The following is a 16137-nucleotide window of genomic DNA, read 5'->3' on the forward strand; positions in this document are numbered from 1 at the left end:
ATGCGCGTTCTTTTTAAGTAAAACGCAAAATGCAGCTACGCCAGCTCCAGCATCTCGTCGCCCTCGCCGACCAGGGCAGCTTCGGCCGCGCGGCCCAGGCGGTGCATCTTTCGCAGCCCGCCCTCTCGCGCAGCATCGAGAGCCTGGAGGAAAGCCTGCAGGCCCGCCTGGTCGACCGCGCCTACGGCAGTGTGCGCTTCACCCAGGCCGGCGAGCTGGTGCTGGCACGCGCGCGCGAGCTGCTGGCCGACGCGCAGCAGATCGCGCGCGACGTGCTGCAGCTCGAAGGGTTGGCCATCGGCAGCCTCGCGGTCGGCTTCGGCCCCTTTGCCGCCGGCACGCTGGGCCGCGCCGCGCTGTCGCTCATGACGCAGCGCCATCCACAGCTGCAGATGCGCATGGAGGTGGCCGACACCGCCACGCTGTGCGAGCGCCTGCACCGCCGCGAACTCGACCTGTTCGTGGCCGACACGCGCGACCTGACGAAGCAGCAGCCCGGCCTGAAGCTCGCGCGGCTGCCCAACCTGCCGGTGTCCTTCTTCGTGCGGCCGAAGCACCCGCTGCTCAAGCTCAGGCCGCAGCCCGTGCGCCTCGAAAAGCTCATGGACCATCCCGTCGCCGGCCCGCGCCTGCCGGCCGAGGTGGCGCTGCAGTTCGACCGGCTCGCCCCGCGCGGCGACCGCGGCGTTTTCAACGTGACCTGCGACGACACCGGCACGCTGCGGCACCTGGCACTCACCGCCGGCGCGGTGATCCTCGCGCCGGTCGCGCCTGTCCCCAGCCATCCGGGCCACGACACCGACACGCTGGTTCCCCTGCCGGTGGCGGGCCTGGAGCGCATGCAGACGCACTACAGCCTCGTCACGTTGGCGGCGCGCACGCCCTCCCCGGCCGCAGCCGCCTATACCCGGCTGGTGACCGAGTTGATGAGCACCGGCGGGCAGGCCGGCGGGCACTGAGCCAAAATGGGCCTCCCGCATCCGGCCTTTGCTTCTTTTTCCGTGACCACTCCCCGCCGGGCCCAGCCGCCCTCCTTTTCGTCCGACGAGTTCCGTGAAGCCCTCGGCATGTTCGCCACCGGCGTCACCGTCGTGACCGCGCGCGCGGCGAACGGCACGCTGGTCGGCCTCACTGCCAACTCCTTCAATTCGGTCTCGCTGACCCCGCCGCTGGTGCTGTGGAGCCTGTCTCGCGCGGCCGGCTCGATGCCCGCGCTGAGCGCCGGCTCGCACTACACGGTGAACATCCTCGCGGCCAACCAGAAGGCGCTGGCCGAGCGCTTCGCCGCGAAGAACATCGACCGCTGGGCCGACGTGGCCTACACCGAAGGCCTGGGCGGCGCGCCGGTGCTCGTGGGCGCTGCGGCCAGCTTCGAGTGCTTCAACCGCAGCCGCTACGACGAAGGCGACCACGTGATCTTCGTGGGCGAGGTGGAGCGCTGCTCGCACGACGCAGGCGCCTCGCCGCTGCTCTTCCACGGCGGGCGCTTCTACACGGAGCATCCCTTGTGACGCTTCGCCCTGCGCTCCTGCTTGTCCTGCTGCTCGCCGCGCAGGCCGGTGCGGCGCAGGAAGCGAACGGGCCGGTCAAGCAGAACTGGTTCGACGACCCGTTCTTCCAGATCTCCTCGGGCCTGCCGGCCTGCGCCGTGCCCGAGGGCCCGTTCTATACGACCGAGGAGCGCCGCCTGCAGACCCACTCGCGGCTGGAGCGCGGCACCACCTGCTGGCTGGCCGGCAAGTGCGCCGACAGCAACGCCTACCGCTACGACAAGCCGCTCGCGCCCAAGGTGCGCGCCGCGCTGCTGGCCGTACCTGGGGTGAGGAAGGGCAGCGTCTGGGTGGTCATCCAGCGCCGCTGGGTCTACCTGCAGGGCTGCGTGCCGGACGCGGCGCTCGCCAGGAAGCTGGAACGCGCCGCGCGCGCGGTGCCCGACGTGGAGACGGTGGTGCCCGACCTGATGACGGGCACGCGGGGCAAGCCGCCCTATCCGGTGGCATCCGCCAGATAGAGGCAGAGAAAGGCGGCGAGGCTGGCTAGCTCCCCAGCGCCGATTCGTGCCAGTGCCGCAGCAGCAGCCGGCCGATCGCGCTCACCACCAGGAAGAAGAGAAAGCCCAGCAGCGTCGCCGCGATCACCTCGGCGAACAGCAGCGCGGTGTACATGCGCCCCTGCGCGAACACGATCTGCACGCCGAGCCCGCCTTCGGCATTGCCCGAGCCGATGATGAATTCGCCCACGATGGCGCCGATCACCGACAGCCCCGCCGAGATGCGCAGCCCCGCGAAGATGTGCGGCAGCGCGCCCGGCAGCCGCAGCTTCCAGAACGACACCAGCCCGCCCGCGCGGTGCAGCGCGAACAGCTCCGCGAGATTGCGCGAGGTGGAGCGCAGGCCCAGCATCGTGTTGTTGATGATCGGGAAGAGCGACATGATGAAGCTCACGATCACCACCGACAGCTCGTTGTAGCCGAACCAGAGCACGATGAGTGGCGCGATCGCGACCACCGGCACGGTCTGCAGCAGCACCGCGTACGGATACAGGCTGCGCTCCAGCAGCCGCGACTGCGCCAGCACCGCCGCGCCCGCGATGCCGACGACGATGGCCAGCGCGTAGCCCAGCAGCGCCTCCTTCAGCGTGGAGAGCGTCGCACCCGCGAGCGTTGCGGCGTTCTCCACGGTGGCGGCTGCGACCTCCTGCGGCGATGGCAGCAGGTAGCCCTTGCCCTGGTAGACGGTGGCGCTCAGCAGCCACCAGAAGCCGACGGCGAGCAGCGCGACCACCAGCACGGGGGCGGCGTTGCGTGCGAAGGCCAGGGCAGGCGAGGAAGAAGATGAGGAAGAACGCGTCATCGTGTTTTCCTCAGGCGACCGCCTGCGCATGATGCTGCGCGCGCAGCACCGCCGTCACCTGTCCGGTGAGCGCCGCGAAGTCCGCGCTGGCGCGCAGCTCGGGCGCACGCGGGAATGCGAAGGGCACGTCGATCACGTCGAGGATGCGTCCCGGCCGCGGCGACATCACCACCACCCGGTTCGAGAGATACACCGCCTCGTGCACGTTGTGCGTCACCAGCACGCCGGTGAAGCCGGCCTGCCGCCACAGCGACGAGAGCTCCTCCTGCAACACGTCGCGCGTGAGTTCGTCGACGGCCGCCAGAGGCTCGTCGAGCAGCAGCAGCCCGGGGCGCAGCGCCAGTGCGCGTGCCAGCGACAGCCGCATGCGCATGCCGCCAGAGAGCTGGTGCGGATACGACTTCTCGAAGCCCGCGAGCCCCACCAGCTTCAGTGCCTCGGCCGCGCGCGGGCGATAGCTTTGGGGCGGGTGGCCTTCGAGCTCCATCAGCAACTGCGCGTTGCGCTCCACGTTGCGCCAAGGCAGCAGCGCGGCCTCCTGGAACACGAAGGCGGTCTCGATGCCGTCGGGCCGCGTGCAGCGCCCGGTGCTCGGCGCGACCAGCCCCGCCATGATGCGCAGCAGGGTCGACTTGCCGCAGCCCGAGGGCCCGACGATGGAGACGAACTCTCCCGGGCGCAGCGCGAAGTCGACCGTGTCCAGCGCCAGCAGCCCGCCATCCTTGCGCGTGTCGAAGCGCTTCGACACGCCCTCCAGCCCGACGGCCGCGCCGCTCATGGGTTGCAGCCCGGCACCAGCGTGCGGTCGTAGCCCTGCTTCGCGTCGAAGCCAGCGGGCAGGAAGCCGACGCTGCGCAACTGGCCCGCGAGTTCGCTCCAGCGCGCATCCGTCATGCAGCCGATACGGCCGAGGTCGTGCGAGATCAGCGTCTCGATCATTTCCTTGTTGGCCGCGTCGTAGACCTCGGGCGTCATCTGCTTGTTCATGCCGGTGATGAGGGGCTTGAGCCCCTGGGGGTTGCGCACGTAGTTGGCCCAGCCCTTCTGCACCGCGGCGATGGTGGCCTTCACCAGCGCGGGGTTCTTGCGGATCATGTCGTCGGTGGTGAAGAGCACGTCGTAGGGCCGGTAGCCCAGCGAGGCCAGCGTGATCTGCTGCACCTGCACGCCGGCCGCGGCCATGCGCGCGGGCAGGAAGAGCGAATAGCCCTGCTGCACCATCTTCGGATCGTTGCGGAACAGGCCGAGGTCGCCGCTCACCGGGATCTCGCGCGTGCCCGCGAGCTTGTACTGCTTCTTCGTCCACTCCCAGTAGGCATTGCCGATGTTCACCGCGAAGGTGCGGCCCTGCAGGTCGGCGATGGACTTCACGGCCGGGTCGGCGTGGTAGACCAGCGTGTAGGGCACGTAGTCGAGGTGCGCGAACACCGCGCGCACCGGCGCGCCGCGCAGGCGGGCCAGCAGCACGTCGTCGGCGTTGCCGATGCCGAACTCGGCCTGGCCCGAGGCCACCTGCGGGATGGTCTGGATCTTCGGGCCGCCCTGCAGCACGCTGATCTCGATGCCGGCTTCGCGGCCGAGCTTGTCCTGCTGGGCCTGCCAGTAGCCGGCCTGGTCGGGCTGGGCGAACCAGTTGCTGAGGATGCGCACCGGCTTGGGCGCGTCGGCGGCCTGCGCCGCGAAGGGCAGCGCCGCAGCCAGCGCGAGCAGGAGGCGGCGAAGCGAGAAGGAAGAAGACGTCGTCATGCGGAAACCTTGAGCCAGGGAAGTTGCGCCGCGGTGTAGCGGAAAGTCTGGAACACGCTGTTCTGGCGGCCGGGCACGTACTTGCGCGCGGCCTCGTCGGGGTATTCGGCGAACCAGGGGATCACGTACTCCCACACCACCTCGCCGGCCGGCGTGACCTCGAACAGGCGCCCCGTTGCCGACTCGGTGACGTGCGTGTTGCCGTTGGGCAGGCGCTGCGCGCTGCCCATGTAGGCGGTGTAGAAGGCGTTGACCAGCTCGTCCGCGTACTGCCACACGACCTCGTTGGAGGCCGGGTCGATTTCGAGAACGCGCGAGAACGCCACATGTTTGCCGGTGCGGAAGTTGCCGTTGTCGAAAGCAAGAATGTTGCCGTTGTCCAGCGCGACGGGCGCATGCTGGTGCGACAGCACCGACGGCGGGATGTGCAGCTTCACGCCGCCGGTGGCGCGGTCGATGCCGACGATGCCCGAGGTCGTGCGCAGGCTCATGAGCACCAGCCCCTCGGCCGTCACGTCGAGCCCGTTCACCAGCGGCCAGTGGGTGCGGCCGAAGCCGGGGTGGATGGGGAAGTCTTCCGGCGCCAGATGCTCCCAGGCCTTCCATTCCCACACGAGCCTGCCGTCGCGGTCGACTTCGCGGATCACGTCGCCGTACATGGTTTCGTCCGGACCGTGGGCGGTGCCGCCGGGCACCCGCTCGGCGAAGCCGGCCGGCACGGGCGCGCAGCCGGCGTACAGCAGGTGGCCGTTGGCCAGCCAGCGGGCGTCGTGGTGATGGGTCGGGTCCTGGAAGCGCCAGACGATCTCGCCCTCGGGCGTGGCCTCGTAGAAATCGCCGCCGTGCCACAGCGACCAGGCCGGGTAGATCTCGGGCGAATCGGCGTGGTTGCCGTTGTAGCCGAGGTTGCCGTTGGGAAGGATCACGGCCGCGCGGCCCGGGCGCACCGGCATCTTCCACTGATGGACGACACGGCCTTCGATGTCGACCAGGTAGACGTTGCCGTCGTCGGTCTGCGGCGCGATCAGGGTGTAGCCGCCGGCGCTCAGCGCCGGGTCGTGGGCGATCAGGCCGGTGCCGCGGCGGCGCTGGGTGATCTGGTCGACGGTGGTGGTGGTCACGGGAACGAACCTCGGAATATTGGATGACGGTGCGAATCTAGGCCGCATCGCCCGTCAGGAAAATCTGTTTGTTTCGTACGGTGCGTATAGAAAATCCATACACTCCCGGCACCATGCGCGCCATCTCCCAGACCTTCCGCTGTTTCGACGAAGTGGCCCGCCGCGGCTCGGTGCGCAAGGCGGCAGAAGCGCTGCACCTCACGGCCGCCGCGGTCCACCAGCAGGTGCTCAACCTCGAGGAGCAGGTGGGCACGCCCCTTTTCGACCGGCTGCCGCGCGGCATGCAGCTGACCACGGCCGGCGAGATCATGGTGGCCGCCGTGCGGCGCGGGCAGCGCGACTTCGACAACGCGCTGGCGCAGGTGGAAGACCTGCGCTCGCTGCGGCGCGGCCACATCAACCTGGCGGTGCCGCATTCCTCGGCCGAGCAGCTGGTGCCCGAGGTCATCGAGACGGCCATGAAGAACTACCCCGGCGTGACCTACGGCGTGCGCTCGGGCAGCGGCGAGAACATCCTGAAGTGGGTGGCCAACGGCGAATCGGACATCGGCTTCTGCCTGCGCCGCAAGCCGCCGCCGGGCGTGGAGGAGATCCGCAGCTTTCCGCAGCACCTGGGGCTGGTCACGCCGCCGGGCCACCCGCTGGCGGCGCTGGGGAAGCTGCCGCGGCTGCGCGACTGCCTGGACCACCCGCTGATCCTCATGACGCCCGACACCGAGCTGCGCGCCATGGTCGACCAGATCGACCACCGCGAGCACCGCAAGGTGCGCCCGCTGGTGGAAACCAGCTCGGTCGCGATGGTGCGGCGCCTCGTGGCGGGAGGCACCGGCATCGGCTTCCTCATTCCCGAGAACGTGGCCGAGGACGTGGAGCGCGGCACGCTGATGTGGACCGGCCTGGCCGACGCGGGCGCGCGCTCGTTCAGCTGCCTCTACCAGCGCTCGGGCCAGACGACCTCGGTGGCCATGGGCATGTTCCTGCAGTTCCTGGAGGCCGCGCTGCAGGCCATCGGCCAGCGCTTCGAGCGGCAGGCGCCGCTGCCCGCGCTGGATGCATTTGCCCAGTGAGCCCACGCGGGTTGCCCGGACACGATACGATCATCGGATGAATTCGGCGGCCCTCCGCCGCCACCCCGTTTCGAGCGACCGCCCCGAATGATCCAGCGCAAGACCCATCTCGACGGCCTCGCCGTCGGCCTTCTCATCGCCTGCTGCGCCTTCTGGGGCCTGCAGCAGATCCTCATCAAGACCACCGTGACCGAGGTGCCGCCGATGTGGCAGGCCTCCATCCGCATGGTCGGCGCGACGGCGCTCCTGTGGCTGTGGTGCGTGTGGCGGCGCGTGCCGCTCTTCGAGCGCGACGGCACGCTGTGGCCGGGGCTTCTGGCCGGGCTGCTGTTCTCTGGCGAATTCGCCGGCATCTACCTGGGGCTGCAGCACACCAGCGCCTCGCGGCTCACGGTGTTCCTCTACACGGCGCCCTTCTGGGTCTCGCTGCTGCTGCCGCGCTGGGTGCCGGCCGAGCGGCTGCGCGGCTTCCAGTGGCTGGGGCTCTTCATCGCCTTCTCGGGCGTGGTGCTGGCCTTCAGCGAGGGCTTCGCCCACATGAGTTCGTCGCAGCTCATCGGCGACGGCATGGCGCTGGCGGCCGGCATGCTCTGGGGCCTGACCACGCTCACGCTGCGCACCACGCGCCTGGCCACGGCCAGCGCGGAGAAGACGCTGTTCTATCAGGTCGCCGTCACGGCGGCCGCATGCCCGGTGCTCTCGCTGGTGCTGGGCGAGCACTGGGGCTTCTCGTATTCCGCCTGGGCCTGGACTTCCATCGGGCTGCAGACGGTGGTGGGCGCCTTCGCGAGTTATCTCGCGTGGATGTGGCTGCTGCGGCACTACCCGGCCACGCAGATGTCGTCCTTCACCTTTCTCACGCCGCTGTTCGCGCTGGTGTTCGGCGTGGCGCTGCTGAAGGAGCCGCTCACGGCGCAGCTGATCGTGGCGCTGGTCGGCGTGGCGCTGGGCATCGTGCTGGTCAACCGGCGGCCTACGGTACAACGCAGCGCATGAGCAGCAGCAACACCGCCACCTGGTTTCAGCCCGTCCTCGACGAGATCGTCGCCACCCTGCGCCCACAGCTCGGCCAGGGCGGCAAGGTCGCCAGCTACATTCCGGCGCTCGCGCGCGTCGATGCGCGGCAGTTCGGCATCGCGCTGCGCACCTGCGAGGGCGAGGAAGCCGGCGCGGGCGACTTCGAGACGCCCTTCTCCATCCAGAGCGTGTCGAAGCTCTTCACGCTCACGCTCGCCATGCAGCGCATGGACGACGCGCTGTGGGAGCGCATCGGCCGCGAGCCCTCGGGCAACCCGTTCAACTCGCTGGTGCAACTGGAGAACGAACAGGGCAAGCCGCGCAACCCCTTCATCAATGCAGGCGCCATCGCGGTCGCCGACCGGCTGGTGAGCCAGGCCAGGGCCGCGGGCGGCAGCGCCAAGGCCGACATCCTCGCGCTCATGTCGAGCCTGTGCGGCGAACCCGTCGCCTTCGACGACGAGGTGGCGCAGTCGGAGGCCGATACCGGCTTTCGCAACATCGCGCTGGCCAACTTCATGAAGAGCTTCGGCAAGATCGACAACGACGTCGAGACCGTGCTGGACACCTACTTCCACCAGTGCGCGCTGCGCATGAGCTGCCGCCAGCTCGCGCGCGCCGCCGCCTTCCTGTGCCGCGACGGTGCGCATCCCCTCGACGGAGAGCCCGAGGTCACCGGCGAGCGGCAGACGCGCCGCATCAACGCGCTGATGCTCACCTGCGGCACCTACGACGCGGCGGGCGACGTGGCCTTCTCCATCGGCCTGCCCTGCAAGAGCGGCGTGGGCGGCGGCATCGTCGCGGTGGTGCCCGACAGGCTCACGCTGTGCGTGTGGTCGCCCGCGCTCGACGCCACCGGCAATTCGCTGCTGGGAATGAAGGCGCTCGAACTCTTCGTGGCGCGCACGGGGCTCTCGGTCTTCTGAGCCGTTGCCCCAGGCGATCAAGCGGCCGCAGCCACCGGTGCTGCAGCCAGGCAGCCCATGCCGTCGAGCGCCGTTTCCACGGCTTCCTCCAGCGGCGTGTGCGGCTCGCGGCCGAGGAAGGCCACCAGCTTCGCGTTGTCCATCGCCACCGGCGTGCGCCACAGGTAGCGCATCTCGCGCATTTCCCGGAAGGTGACGACGAAGGGCGAAGCCAGCGTCAGCAGCCACCACGGGAAGGCCGACACGCCGACCCTGGCACCGGTACGGCGCGCCACCACCTTGCGGATGGCATCGCTCATGCGCGTGCCGTCCGCGTCCCAGTGGCCGGCCATGTGGAAGCGGGCGAAGGGCTCCAGCCGGTCGCGCCGCGAGAGCAGCTCGACCATGGTGCGCGCCACGTCGGGCAGGTACGACCACTGGTGGCCGACGCCGGGGCTGCCGGGATAGCTCACGGCCCGCACGGGCTGCCCCACCTTCACCAGCCCCTGCGAGAACCAGTTGTTGCCCGCCTTCGGGCCGAAGAAGTCGCCGGCACGCACGATCAGCACGCGCGCGCCCTGGCGGCTGGCCTCTTCCAGGCGCCGCTCCATCTCGACGCGGATCGCGCCCTTGCGGGTGAGCGGGCGCTGCGGCGAGTCCTCGGCCAGCAGCGGGAAGGCGTCGGGACCGAAGTTGTAGACCGTGCCCGGCAGCACGATGATCGCGCCTTCGGCCTTGGCGGCGGCGATGGTGTTGTCGAGCATCGGCAGCACCAGCTGCGACCAGTTGCGGTAGCCCGGCGGGTTGACCGCATGCACGATGACCGAGCAGCCACGGGCGACGCGGCGCACCGCCTGTTCGTCCATCGCGTCGCCGGCCAGCCAGGTGATGCCTTCGCGCTTTCCTTCCTGCGCGTCGCGCTTCAGCGCGCGTACCTGCCAGCCTGCATCGCGCAGCTGGCGGGCCACTTCGCCGCCGATGCCGCCCGTTGCGCCGAGAACCAGGACCGTGTCGTTTGCCATGGAATGCTCCAGAAGTTGTTGCCGATGGAAGAATTCTGGAACCGCGCCGGCTCCATTGGAATTGCCGAACATGAGCTATCAGCCATACATTTATGTATGACTTCGAACATCGGCTGGGAGCTCTACCGCACTTTCCTGAGCGTGCTGCGCGAGGGCTCGCTCTCGGGCGCTGCACGCGCCCTCGGCATCACCCAGCCCACGGTCGGGCGCCACGTGGCGGCGCTCGAGGAGGCGCTGGGCACCGTGCTCTTCACGCGTTCGCAGACGGGGCTGCTGCCCACCGAGGTGGCGCTGGCGCTGCGCACGCATGCGGAGGCCATGGAAAGCACGGCCGCCTCGCTGGAGCGCGCCGCCAGCAGCCAGGGCGAAGGCGTGCGTGGTGTGGTGCGCGTGTCGGCCAGCGAGGTCGTCTGCGCGGAAGTGCTGCCGACCATCGTCGCGAGGCTGCGCGAGACGCACCCTGCGCTGAAGGTCGAGCTGGTGTCGACCAACCGCGTGCAGGACCTGCTGCGGCGCGAGGCCGACATCGCCGTGCGCATGGTGCGCCCCAGGCAGGAGCAGCTGGTGGCGCGCCGCATCGGCAACATCGAGCTGGGCTTCCACGCGCATCGCGACTATCTCGCGCGCCATGGCGCGCCGCGCAAGCTCGAAGAGCTGGCCGCCCACTCGCTGATCGGGTACGACCAGCCCACGGCCTTCGTGCGCAACGCGGGCAAGTCGCTCAAGGGCTTCACGCGCGACACCTTCTCTGTGCGCACCGACAGCGACCTCACGCAACTGGCGCTGATACGCGCCGGTGCCGGCATCGGCATCTGCCAGGTGGCGCTGGCCAGCCGAGAACCCGGGCTGGTCCGCCTGATGCCGCGCGCCTTCTCGCTGCAGCTCGACACCTGGGTCACGATGCACGAGGACCTGCGCGGCAGCCCGCGCTGCCGCGTCGCCTTCGATGCGCTGGCCGAAGGCCTCGCGCGCCACATCGGAGGCCCCGCTGCCGAGGCGAAAATGCCCCGCGCCAGAACGACAGCAACCGAATGACCGAACCGACCACAGACTCCGACACCCTCCCCCTGCAGGAAGACCGCCTCTGGCGCGACGACCGCTGGACCGCCCGCATCATCAAGAACGAGGAAGACGACGGCTGGGCCGTAGAGATGACGCGCCACGGCGACCCCGAGCCCGCCCTCGTCGGCCCCTGGACCATGGGCCGCGACAAGAAGAACCCCAAGCCGCTCGACGGCCCCGCCTTCTCCACGCTGGTGAAGACCGCCGCCGAAGTGATCCGCCGCCACGAGCAGCAGCTGCACGCCGCGCTCAACAAGAGCGTGACCGTCACCGCGCGCGACGACCGGCGCGTGCGCGTGGCGCTTGCCATCGTTCCCGACGAGGACAACCCCACGGCCACGCTCACGGCCTACGACGACGCCGACGACAGCGAACTCGCCAGCGTGAGCGTGTCGCCCGCCTTCAGGCTCACCGCCACCAGCGCCGGCGCGTGGATCGAGTCCGGCTACGCGCGCCCGCGCTGAGCGCATTGCCGCCGCAATCAGCGAAATGACGTATGTGCAGCTCGCGATGAGTTGAGAACAATCGGCTCCGACGACACGAACCCATTGCTCCACCGGAAGGCCCGGATCGGTTGAACGCCGATCCGGGCCTTCTTGTTTTCTTTCTTCATCAACCACTTCAGGAGCAGCATCATGAGACACGGTGATATTTCGAGCAGCAACGATTGCGTGGGCGTCGCGGTCGTCAACTACAAGATGCCCCGCCTGCACACCAAGGCCGAGGTGCTGGACAACGCGCGCAAGATCGGCGAGATGCTGGTCGGCATGAAGAAGGGCCTGCCGGGCATGGACCTGGTGGTGTTCCCCGAGTACTCCACGCACGGGATCATGTACGACGCCAAGGAGATGTACGACACGGCCGCCACCGTGCCCGGCGAGGAGACGGCCATCTTCGCCGACGCCTGCCGCCGCGCCAACGTGTGGGGCGTGTTCTCGCTGACCGGCGAGCGCCACGAGGAGCACCCGAACAAGGCGCCCTACAACACGCTGATCCTCATGAACAACAAGGGCGAGATCGTCCAGAAGTACCGCAAGATCATGCCGTGGGTGCCCATCGAGGGCTGGTATCCGGGCGACTGCACCTACGTGAGCGAAGGCCCCAAGGGCATGAAGATCAGCCTGATCATCTGCGACGACGGCAACTACCCCGAGATCTGGCGCGACTGCGCGATGCGCGGCGCCGAGCTCATCATCCGCTGCCAGGGCTACATGTACCCCGCCAAGGAGCAGCAAATCATGGTGTCGAAGGCCATGGCATTCATGAACAACACCTACGTGGCGGTGGCCAACGCGGCGGGCTTCGACGGCGTCTACTCGTACTTCGGCCACTCGGCGCTCATCGGCTTCGACGGCCGCACGCTGGGCGAATGCGGCGAGGAGGAGATGGGCATCAACTACGCCGAACTCTCCATGGGCCTGATCCGCGACGCGCGCAAGAACGGCCAGTCGCAGAACCACCTTTTCAAGCTGGTGCACCGCGGCTACACCGGCACCATCAACTCGGGCGACGGCGACAAGGGCGTGGCGGCCTGCCCGTACAACTTCTACACGAAGTGGATCAACGACCCCGAGGGCACGCGCGAGATGGTGGAGTCGTTCACGCGAAGCACTGTGGGCACGCCCGAATGCCCGATCGAGGGCCTTCCGAACGAGCCGGCGCAACACCGATGAACGCGGCGGTTGCCGATCCGCTGGCCGCCTACCGCATCGAGACCGAGCCTTTCTACCGGCCCGCGGGCAACGAGGTGGCGCTGTACCGGCAGGCGTACAGCCACCGCATGCCGCTGATCCTGAAAGGCCCCACCGGCTGCGGCAAGACGCGCTTCGTGGAGCACATGGCGTGGTCGCTGGGCCGGCCGCTGGTCACGCTGGCCTGCAACGAGGACATGACGGCCTCCGACCTTGTCGGCCGCTACCTGCTCGACGCCGACGGCACGGCCTGGCACGACGGCCCGTTGACGCTGGCGGTGCGGCACGGCGGCATCTGCTACCTCGACGAAGTGGTGGAGGCGCGGCAGGACACGACGGTGGTGATCCACCCGCTGACGGACGCGCGGCGCGTCCTTCCGCTGGACAAGAAGGGCGAGCTGGTGCGTGCGCATCCGGACTTTCAGCTCGTGGTGTCGTACAACCCCGGCTACCAGAGCAGCGCCAAGGACATGAAGCCTTCGACCCGCCAGCGCTTCGCGGCACTGGAGTTCGACTACCCCGACAGCACACTCGAAGCCGAGATCGTGTCGCACGAGGCGCAGGTGGGCCTCGACCTCGCGGCAAGGCTGGTGGCCATCGCGCGTTGCTCTCGCGAGCTGAAGCAGCGGGGGCTCGACGAAGGCGTGTCGACGCGCATGCTGATCTACGCGGGCGTGCTGATCCGCGACGGCGTGACGCCGCGCGAGAGCTGCGAGATGACGATGACGCGCGCACTGACGGACGACCCCGACATGGCCAGCGCGCTGCGGGGCTTTGTCGAAGCGCAGTTCGGATGAATGCCGCCTTGTCGCTGCTGGCCCGCGGTCTCGCCGGCATCGACGTGGAAGTGCAGGCCATGGCCGGCGCACGCGCCGTGCTCGTCGGCAAGCGCCTGCTGCTGCCCGGAGGCGCGGCTGCGGAAAGCCTGCGCCGGGCCATGGCCGCGCATGCGGTCGCGCACTTGCGCTACTCAACGCCCGCGCGACCGGCGCGCGGGCTCAAGCCCATGGTCATCGCGGTTGCCTCCGCGATCGAGGACGCGCGCGTCGAGCAACTGCTGTGCCGCGATTTCCCCGGCCTGCGCGGCTGGTTCGCCGGATCGCAGGCGCCCGCGCCCGATCCGAAGGACCTCGGCTTCGCTGCGCTCATCGCACGCATGGACCGCATGCTGGCGCTGCCTGCATGGCAGGACGACAACCACTGGGTCAACAAGGCTCGCCGCCTGTTCGACGAAGCCGCGGCGCGCGCGGGCCTGGAAGACTACGACGCCTTCCGCGCCATCGCCTCCATCCTCGCCAACGATCTCGGCCAGATGCGCGTGCGCTTCGAGCCGCGGGACTACGCCGTGCCCGCGCCCTACCGCGACGACAACAGCTACCTCTGGGATTTCGGCGATGCCGATACGCCGCCGGACGAGGCCATCGCGCTCCAGCAATCGGGCGCACGGCCGTCACCGCCAACGGATGCGCGCAACGCAGGCAGCGACGACCGGCCACCCGAGGGCATCGACGAGATGACGGAACTGGGCCGCTTCACCTATCCCGAATGGGACCGCAGGCTGGAGCGCCTGCGCACCGACTGGTGCACGGTGATCGAGAAGCTGCCCGCCTGGCAAGGCCTTCGCGCGCCGCGGGAGCAGGCCATGGCCGGCGGAGAACGCATCCCGCCGCTAGCCCCGCTCCGCGCCCGCCATCTCGACCGCACGCACCGGCTGCGCCGCCAGTGGGAAGGCGACGACGTCGACCTGGACGCCGCCATCGAAGTCATGATCGATCGCCGCGCGCGCCTGCGGCCCGATCCGCGTCTGTTCATGCGCGCGGGCAAGGGTCCGCGCCCGTCGAGCCTGCTGGTGCTGCTCGACCTGTCGGCGTCGGCGAACGATCCGGGTCCGCACGGCCTCTCGCTGCTGGACATCGAGAAGCAGGCTGCCCTGCTGCTCGCGGCATCGAAGGCGGCGCACGGCATCGACCGCCTCGCGATCCACGGCTTCTCGTCAAACACGCGCGCAGAGGTCTACTACTACCGCCTGCTCGACTTCGGCCAGCCGCCCGGCGCCGCATTGCACGCCACCCTCGCGGCCGTGCAAGGCCGCTACTCCACGCGCATGGGCGCGGCGCTGCGCCATGCCGCCTCGCACCTGCGCGACGAGCCCAACGACCGGCGAGCGATCCTGGTCGTGACCGACGGCGCGCCCTCCGACATCGACGTGCACGACCCCGCGTATCTGATCGAAGATGCCCGCCAGGCCGTGGCCGAGGCACGCTCAACCGGCGTGCGCGTCGCCTGCATGGCGGTGGATGGCGCGGCCGATGCCTATGTGCGCCGCATCTTCGGCTGGCGCGACCACGGCATCGCCGACGATGTGCGAAAGCTCCCCCTGCGCCTAGCGCACATGGGTGCGCGGCTCGGAATGCTCAGGCCTGGCTGAAGCTCTTGAGCACCTCGAGCACGCTCAGCGTCGCGCCGTCGAGCAGCGCATGCTGGCGGTGCGCGATGCCCACGCGGCGCGTGAGCTTCGGGCTCACGGGCAGGATCTGCATGCGATCGTTGCCGGGCACGAGGTCGGTCGACTGCTGCAGCGGCAGCAGCGCCGCGCCGTAGCCGGCGGACACCAGGCTGCGCATGGCGGCGTCGTAGTTGAGCTCGATGCGCGCACGCGGCGCGAAGCCGGCGGCGGCGAACCACTCCATCGTGAGGCGGTACATGTGCGTGGTCGCCTCGTTGAAGATCAGCGGCTGCGCCGCGAGCCATGCGGGCGTCACGCGCTTCGGCGCCTTCCAGCGGCGCGGCACGAAGGCCATCATCGGCTGCTCGCACCAGGGCGTGACGACGATGCCGCGCAGCGGCGGCTGCGGAATGGCGACCAGGCCGATGTCGAGCGTGCCCGCGGCCAGCCGCTCCATGGCCTCGAAGGAGCCGCGGATGCTCACCTCCACGTCGATGCCCGAGTGCTCCGCGCCCAGCGCCTCCAGCACCTGCGGCAGCAGGTCGACCAGCACGCCGGTGGAGGTGCCCAGCCGCACGCGGCCCACCCGCCCCTCGGCCTGCCGCTTGACCGCCTCCACCGCGTCGTCGGTGTCGCGCAGCAGCTTGCGCCCGCGCTCCACCAGCGCGGCGCCCGCCGCCGTAGGCGTGATGCGCCGGTTGCCCCGCAGCACCAGCGGTGCGCCCAGGCGCGCTTCGAGCTCGCTGATGTGCAGGCTCACCGTGGGCTGTGCGAGGTGCAGCGCCTTGGCGGCGGCCGAGAAGGTACCGAGGTCGACGATCGCGATGAGGGTGCGCAGTTGGTCGAGGTTGAGCTGTCGCATCGGGAAATGGCTGCTATCAGGAAGACTGATTGAGAGTCTCAGGATTCTCAACTTCCACAATAGCATGCCCGGCGGGAAGATGGGCCCACCAACCAAGGAGCCCATCGTGACCGCGCCGAAGCCAACGTCCTTTCACCAACGCCTGATCCATGCCCTGCGCGGCTGGCGCCGCCGCGTGGTGAATCGCCGCCGCGCGCGCCTCGACTCGCGGCAGCTCGCCGGCATGAGCGAGCACGAGCTTCGCGACCTGGGCATCGGGCGCAGCGAGGTGCCGCGGCTGCTGGACGAGCACAGGTACTGAGGCCACGCGCCGCGCGGCATCTTCTTCCGTGGCGCCCCTGTTTTG

General features: G+C 69.5%; 18 protein-coding genes. 12 read left to right on the forward strand and 6 right to left on the reverse strand.

The window, feature by feature from the left end; genetic code table 11:
- Positions 1 to 29: 29 nt before the first annotated feature.
- From G369_RS0108095 to G369_RS0108105, 3 genes are read left to right on the forward strand one after another with little or no spacing between them, the layout of a single operon-like run.
- Positions 30 to 959 (forward strand): LysR family transcriptional regulator, encoded by a 930-nt coding sequence (locus tag G369_RS0108095; protein ID WP_019653484.1) that lies wholly within the window; start codon positions 30 to 32, stop codon positions 957 to 959.
- A 6-nt stretch (positions 960 to 965) separates the two neighbouring features.
- Positions 966 to 1511: a flavin reductase family protein gene (locus G369_RS0108100; RefSeq protein WP_020722994.1), complete on the forward strand. Its 546-nt coding sequence runs from the start codon at positions 966 to 968 to the stop codon at positions 1509 to 1511.
- Positions 1508 to 2011 (forward strand): BON domain-containing protein, encoded by a 504-nt coding sequence (locus G369_RS0108105; RefSeq protein ID WP_019653486.1) that lies wholly within the window; start codon positions 1508 to 1510, stop codon positions 2009 to 2011. Before G369_RS0108100 ends, G369_RS0108105 begins: the two co-directional genes overlap by 4 nt.
- Before the next feature lie 25 nt (positions 2012 to 2036).
- Here G369_RS0108105 and G369_RS0108110 read toward each other — a convergent pair whose 3' ends face one another.
- From G369_RS0108110 to G369_RS0108125, 4 genes are read right to left on the reverse strand one after another with little or no spacing between them, the layout of a single operon-like run.
- Positions 2037 to 2852, reverse strand: a complete 816-nt coding sequence (locus G369_RS0108110) for an ABC transporter permease (RefSeq protein ID WP_019653487.1) — start codon at positions 2850 to 2852, stop codon at positions 2037 to 2039.
- A 10-nt stretch (positions 2853 to 2862) separates the two neighbouring features.
- A complete protein-coding gene (locus G369_RS0108115; protein WP_019653488.1) occupies positions 2863 to 3630 on the reverse strand; it encodes an ABC transporter ATP-binding protein in 768 nt (255 codons plus the stop codon).
- Positions 3627 to 4598, reverse strand: coding sequence for an ABC transporter substrate-binding protein (locus G369_RS0108120; RefSeq protein ID WP_019653489.1), 972 nt, complete (start codon positions 4596 to 4598; stop codon positions 3627 to 3629). Before G369_RS0108120 ends, G369_RS0108115 begins: the two co-directional genes overlap by 4 nt.
- The gene (locus G369_RS0108125) at positions 4595 to 5719 is read right to left on the reverse strand and encodes an aryl-sulfate sulfotransferase (RefSeq protein ID WP_019653490.1); all 1125 of its coding nucleotides are present in this window, start codon (positions 5717 to 5719) and stop codon (positions 4595 to 4597) included. Before G369_RS0108125 ends, G369_RS0108120 begins: the two co-directional genes overlap by 4 nt.
- A gap of 113 nt (positions 5720 to 5832) precedes the next feature.
- On the opposite strand from G369_RS0108125, the gene G369_RS35530 reads away from it, so the two are divergent.
- The 3 genes from G369_RS35530 to G369_RS0108140 all read left to right on the forward strand — a co-directional run bounded on the left by G369_RS35530 (position 5833) and on the right by G369_RS0108140 (position 8729).
- The gene (locus G369_RS35530; RefSeq protein ID WP_019653491.1) at positions 5833 to 6786 is read left to right on the forward strand and encodes a LysR family transcriptional regulator; all 954 of its coding nucleotides are present in this window, start codon (positions 5833 to 5835) and stop codon (positions 6784 to 6786) included.
- A gap of 87 nt (positions 6787 to 6873) precedes the next feature.
- On the forward strand, positions 6874 to 7782 hold the full coding sequence (locus G369_RS0108135) for a DMT family transporter (RefSeq protein WP_019653492.1): 909 nt from the start codon (positions 6874 to 6876) through the stop codon (positions 7780 to 7782).
- The gene (locus G369_RS0108140) at positions 7779 to 8729 is read left to right on the forward strand and encodes a glutaminase (protein ID WP_019653493.1); all 951 of its coding nucleotides are present in this window, start codon (positions 7779 to 7781) and stop codon (positions 8727 to 8729) included. Before G369_RS0108135 ends, G369_RS0108140 begins: the two co-directional genes overlap by 4 nt.
- Positions 8730 to 8746: 17 nt before the next feature.
- Here G369_RS0108140 and G369_RS0108145 read toward each other — a convergent pair whose 3' ends face one another.
- Entirely contained in the window at positions 8747 to 9730 is a 984-nt protein-coding gene (locus G369_RS0108145; protein ID WP_019653494.1) for an SDR family oxidoreductase, read from the reverse strand.
- 96 nt (positions 9731 to 9826) lie between these two features.
- On the opposite strand from G369_RS0108145, the gene G369_RS35535 reads away from it, so the two are divergent.
- From G369_RS35535 to G369_RS35540, 5 genes are all read left to right on the forward strand, one after another.
- Complete coding sequence (locus G369_RS35535) at positions 9827 to 10765, forward strand: LysR family transcriptional regulator (protein ID WP_019653495.1); 939 nt, start codon at positions 9827 to 9829, stop codon at positions 10763 to 10765.
- On the forward strand, positions 10762 to 11256 hold the full coding sequence (locus G369_RS0108155; RefSeq protein ID WP_019653496.1) for a hypothetical protein: 495 nt from the start codon (positions 10762 to 10764) through the stop codon (positions 11254 to 11256). The genes G369_RS35535 and G369_RS0108155 overlap by 4 nt, the downstream gene beginning before the upstream one ends.
- A gap of 171 nt (positions 11257 to 11427) precedes the next feature.
- On the forward strand, positions 11428 to 12465 hold the full coding sequence (locus tag G369_RS0108160) for an aliphatic amidase (RefSeq protein WP_026346272.1): 1038 nt from the start codon (positions 11428 to 11430) through the stop codon (positions 12463 to 12465).
- A complete protein-coding gene (locus tag G369_RS0108165) occupies positions 12462 to 13280 on the forward strand; it encodes a CbbQ/NirQ/NorQ/GpvN family protein (protein WP_019653498.1) in 819 nt (272 codons plus the stop codon). Before G369_RS0108160 ends, G369_RS0108165 begins: the two co-directional genes overlap by 4 nt.
- On the forward strand, positions 13277 to 14911 hold the full coding sequence (locus G369_RS35540) for a nitric oxide reductase activation protein NorD (protein WP_019653499.1): 1635 nt from the start codon (positions 13277 to 13279) through the stop codon (positions 14909 to 14911). The genes G369_RS0108165 and G369_RS35540 overlap by 4 nt, the downstream gene beginning before the upstream one ends.
- Here the strand turns inward: G369_RS35540 and G369_RS0108175 are convergent.
- On the reverse strand, positions 14898 to 15791 hold the full coding sequence (locus G369_RS0108175; protein WP_019653500.1) for a LysR family transcriptional regulator: 894 nt from the start codon (positions 15789 to 15791) through the stop codon (positions 14898 to 14900). The genes G369_RS35540 and G369_RS0108175 overlap by 14 nt on opposite strands.
- A 106-nt stretch (positions 15792 to 15897) precedes the next feature.
- Between G369_RS0108175 and G369_RS0108180 the strand changes: the two genes are divergently transcribed.
- Complete coding sequence (locus G369_RS0108180; protein WP_026346273.1) at positions 15898 to 16092, forward strand: YjiS-like domain-containing protein; 195 nt, start codon at positions 15898 to 15900, stop codon at positions 16090 to 16092.
- Positions 16093 to 16137 lie beyond the last annotated feature (45 nt).

This window comes from Variovorax atrisoli 110B, from assembly GCF_000382045.1.
GTDB lineage: Bacteria > Pseudomonadota > Gammaproteobacteria > Burkholderiales > Burkholderiaceae_C > Variovorax > Variovorax atrisoli.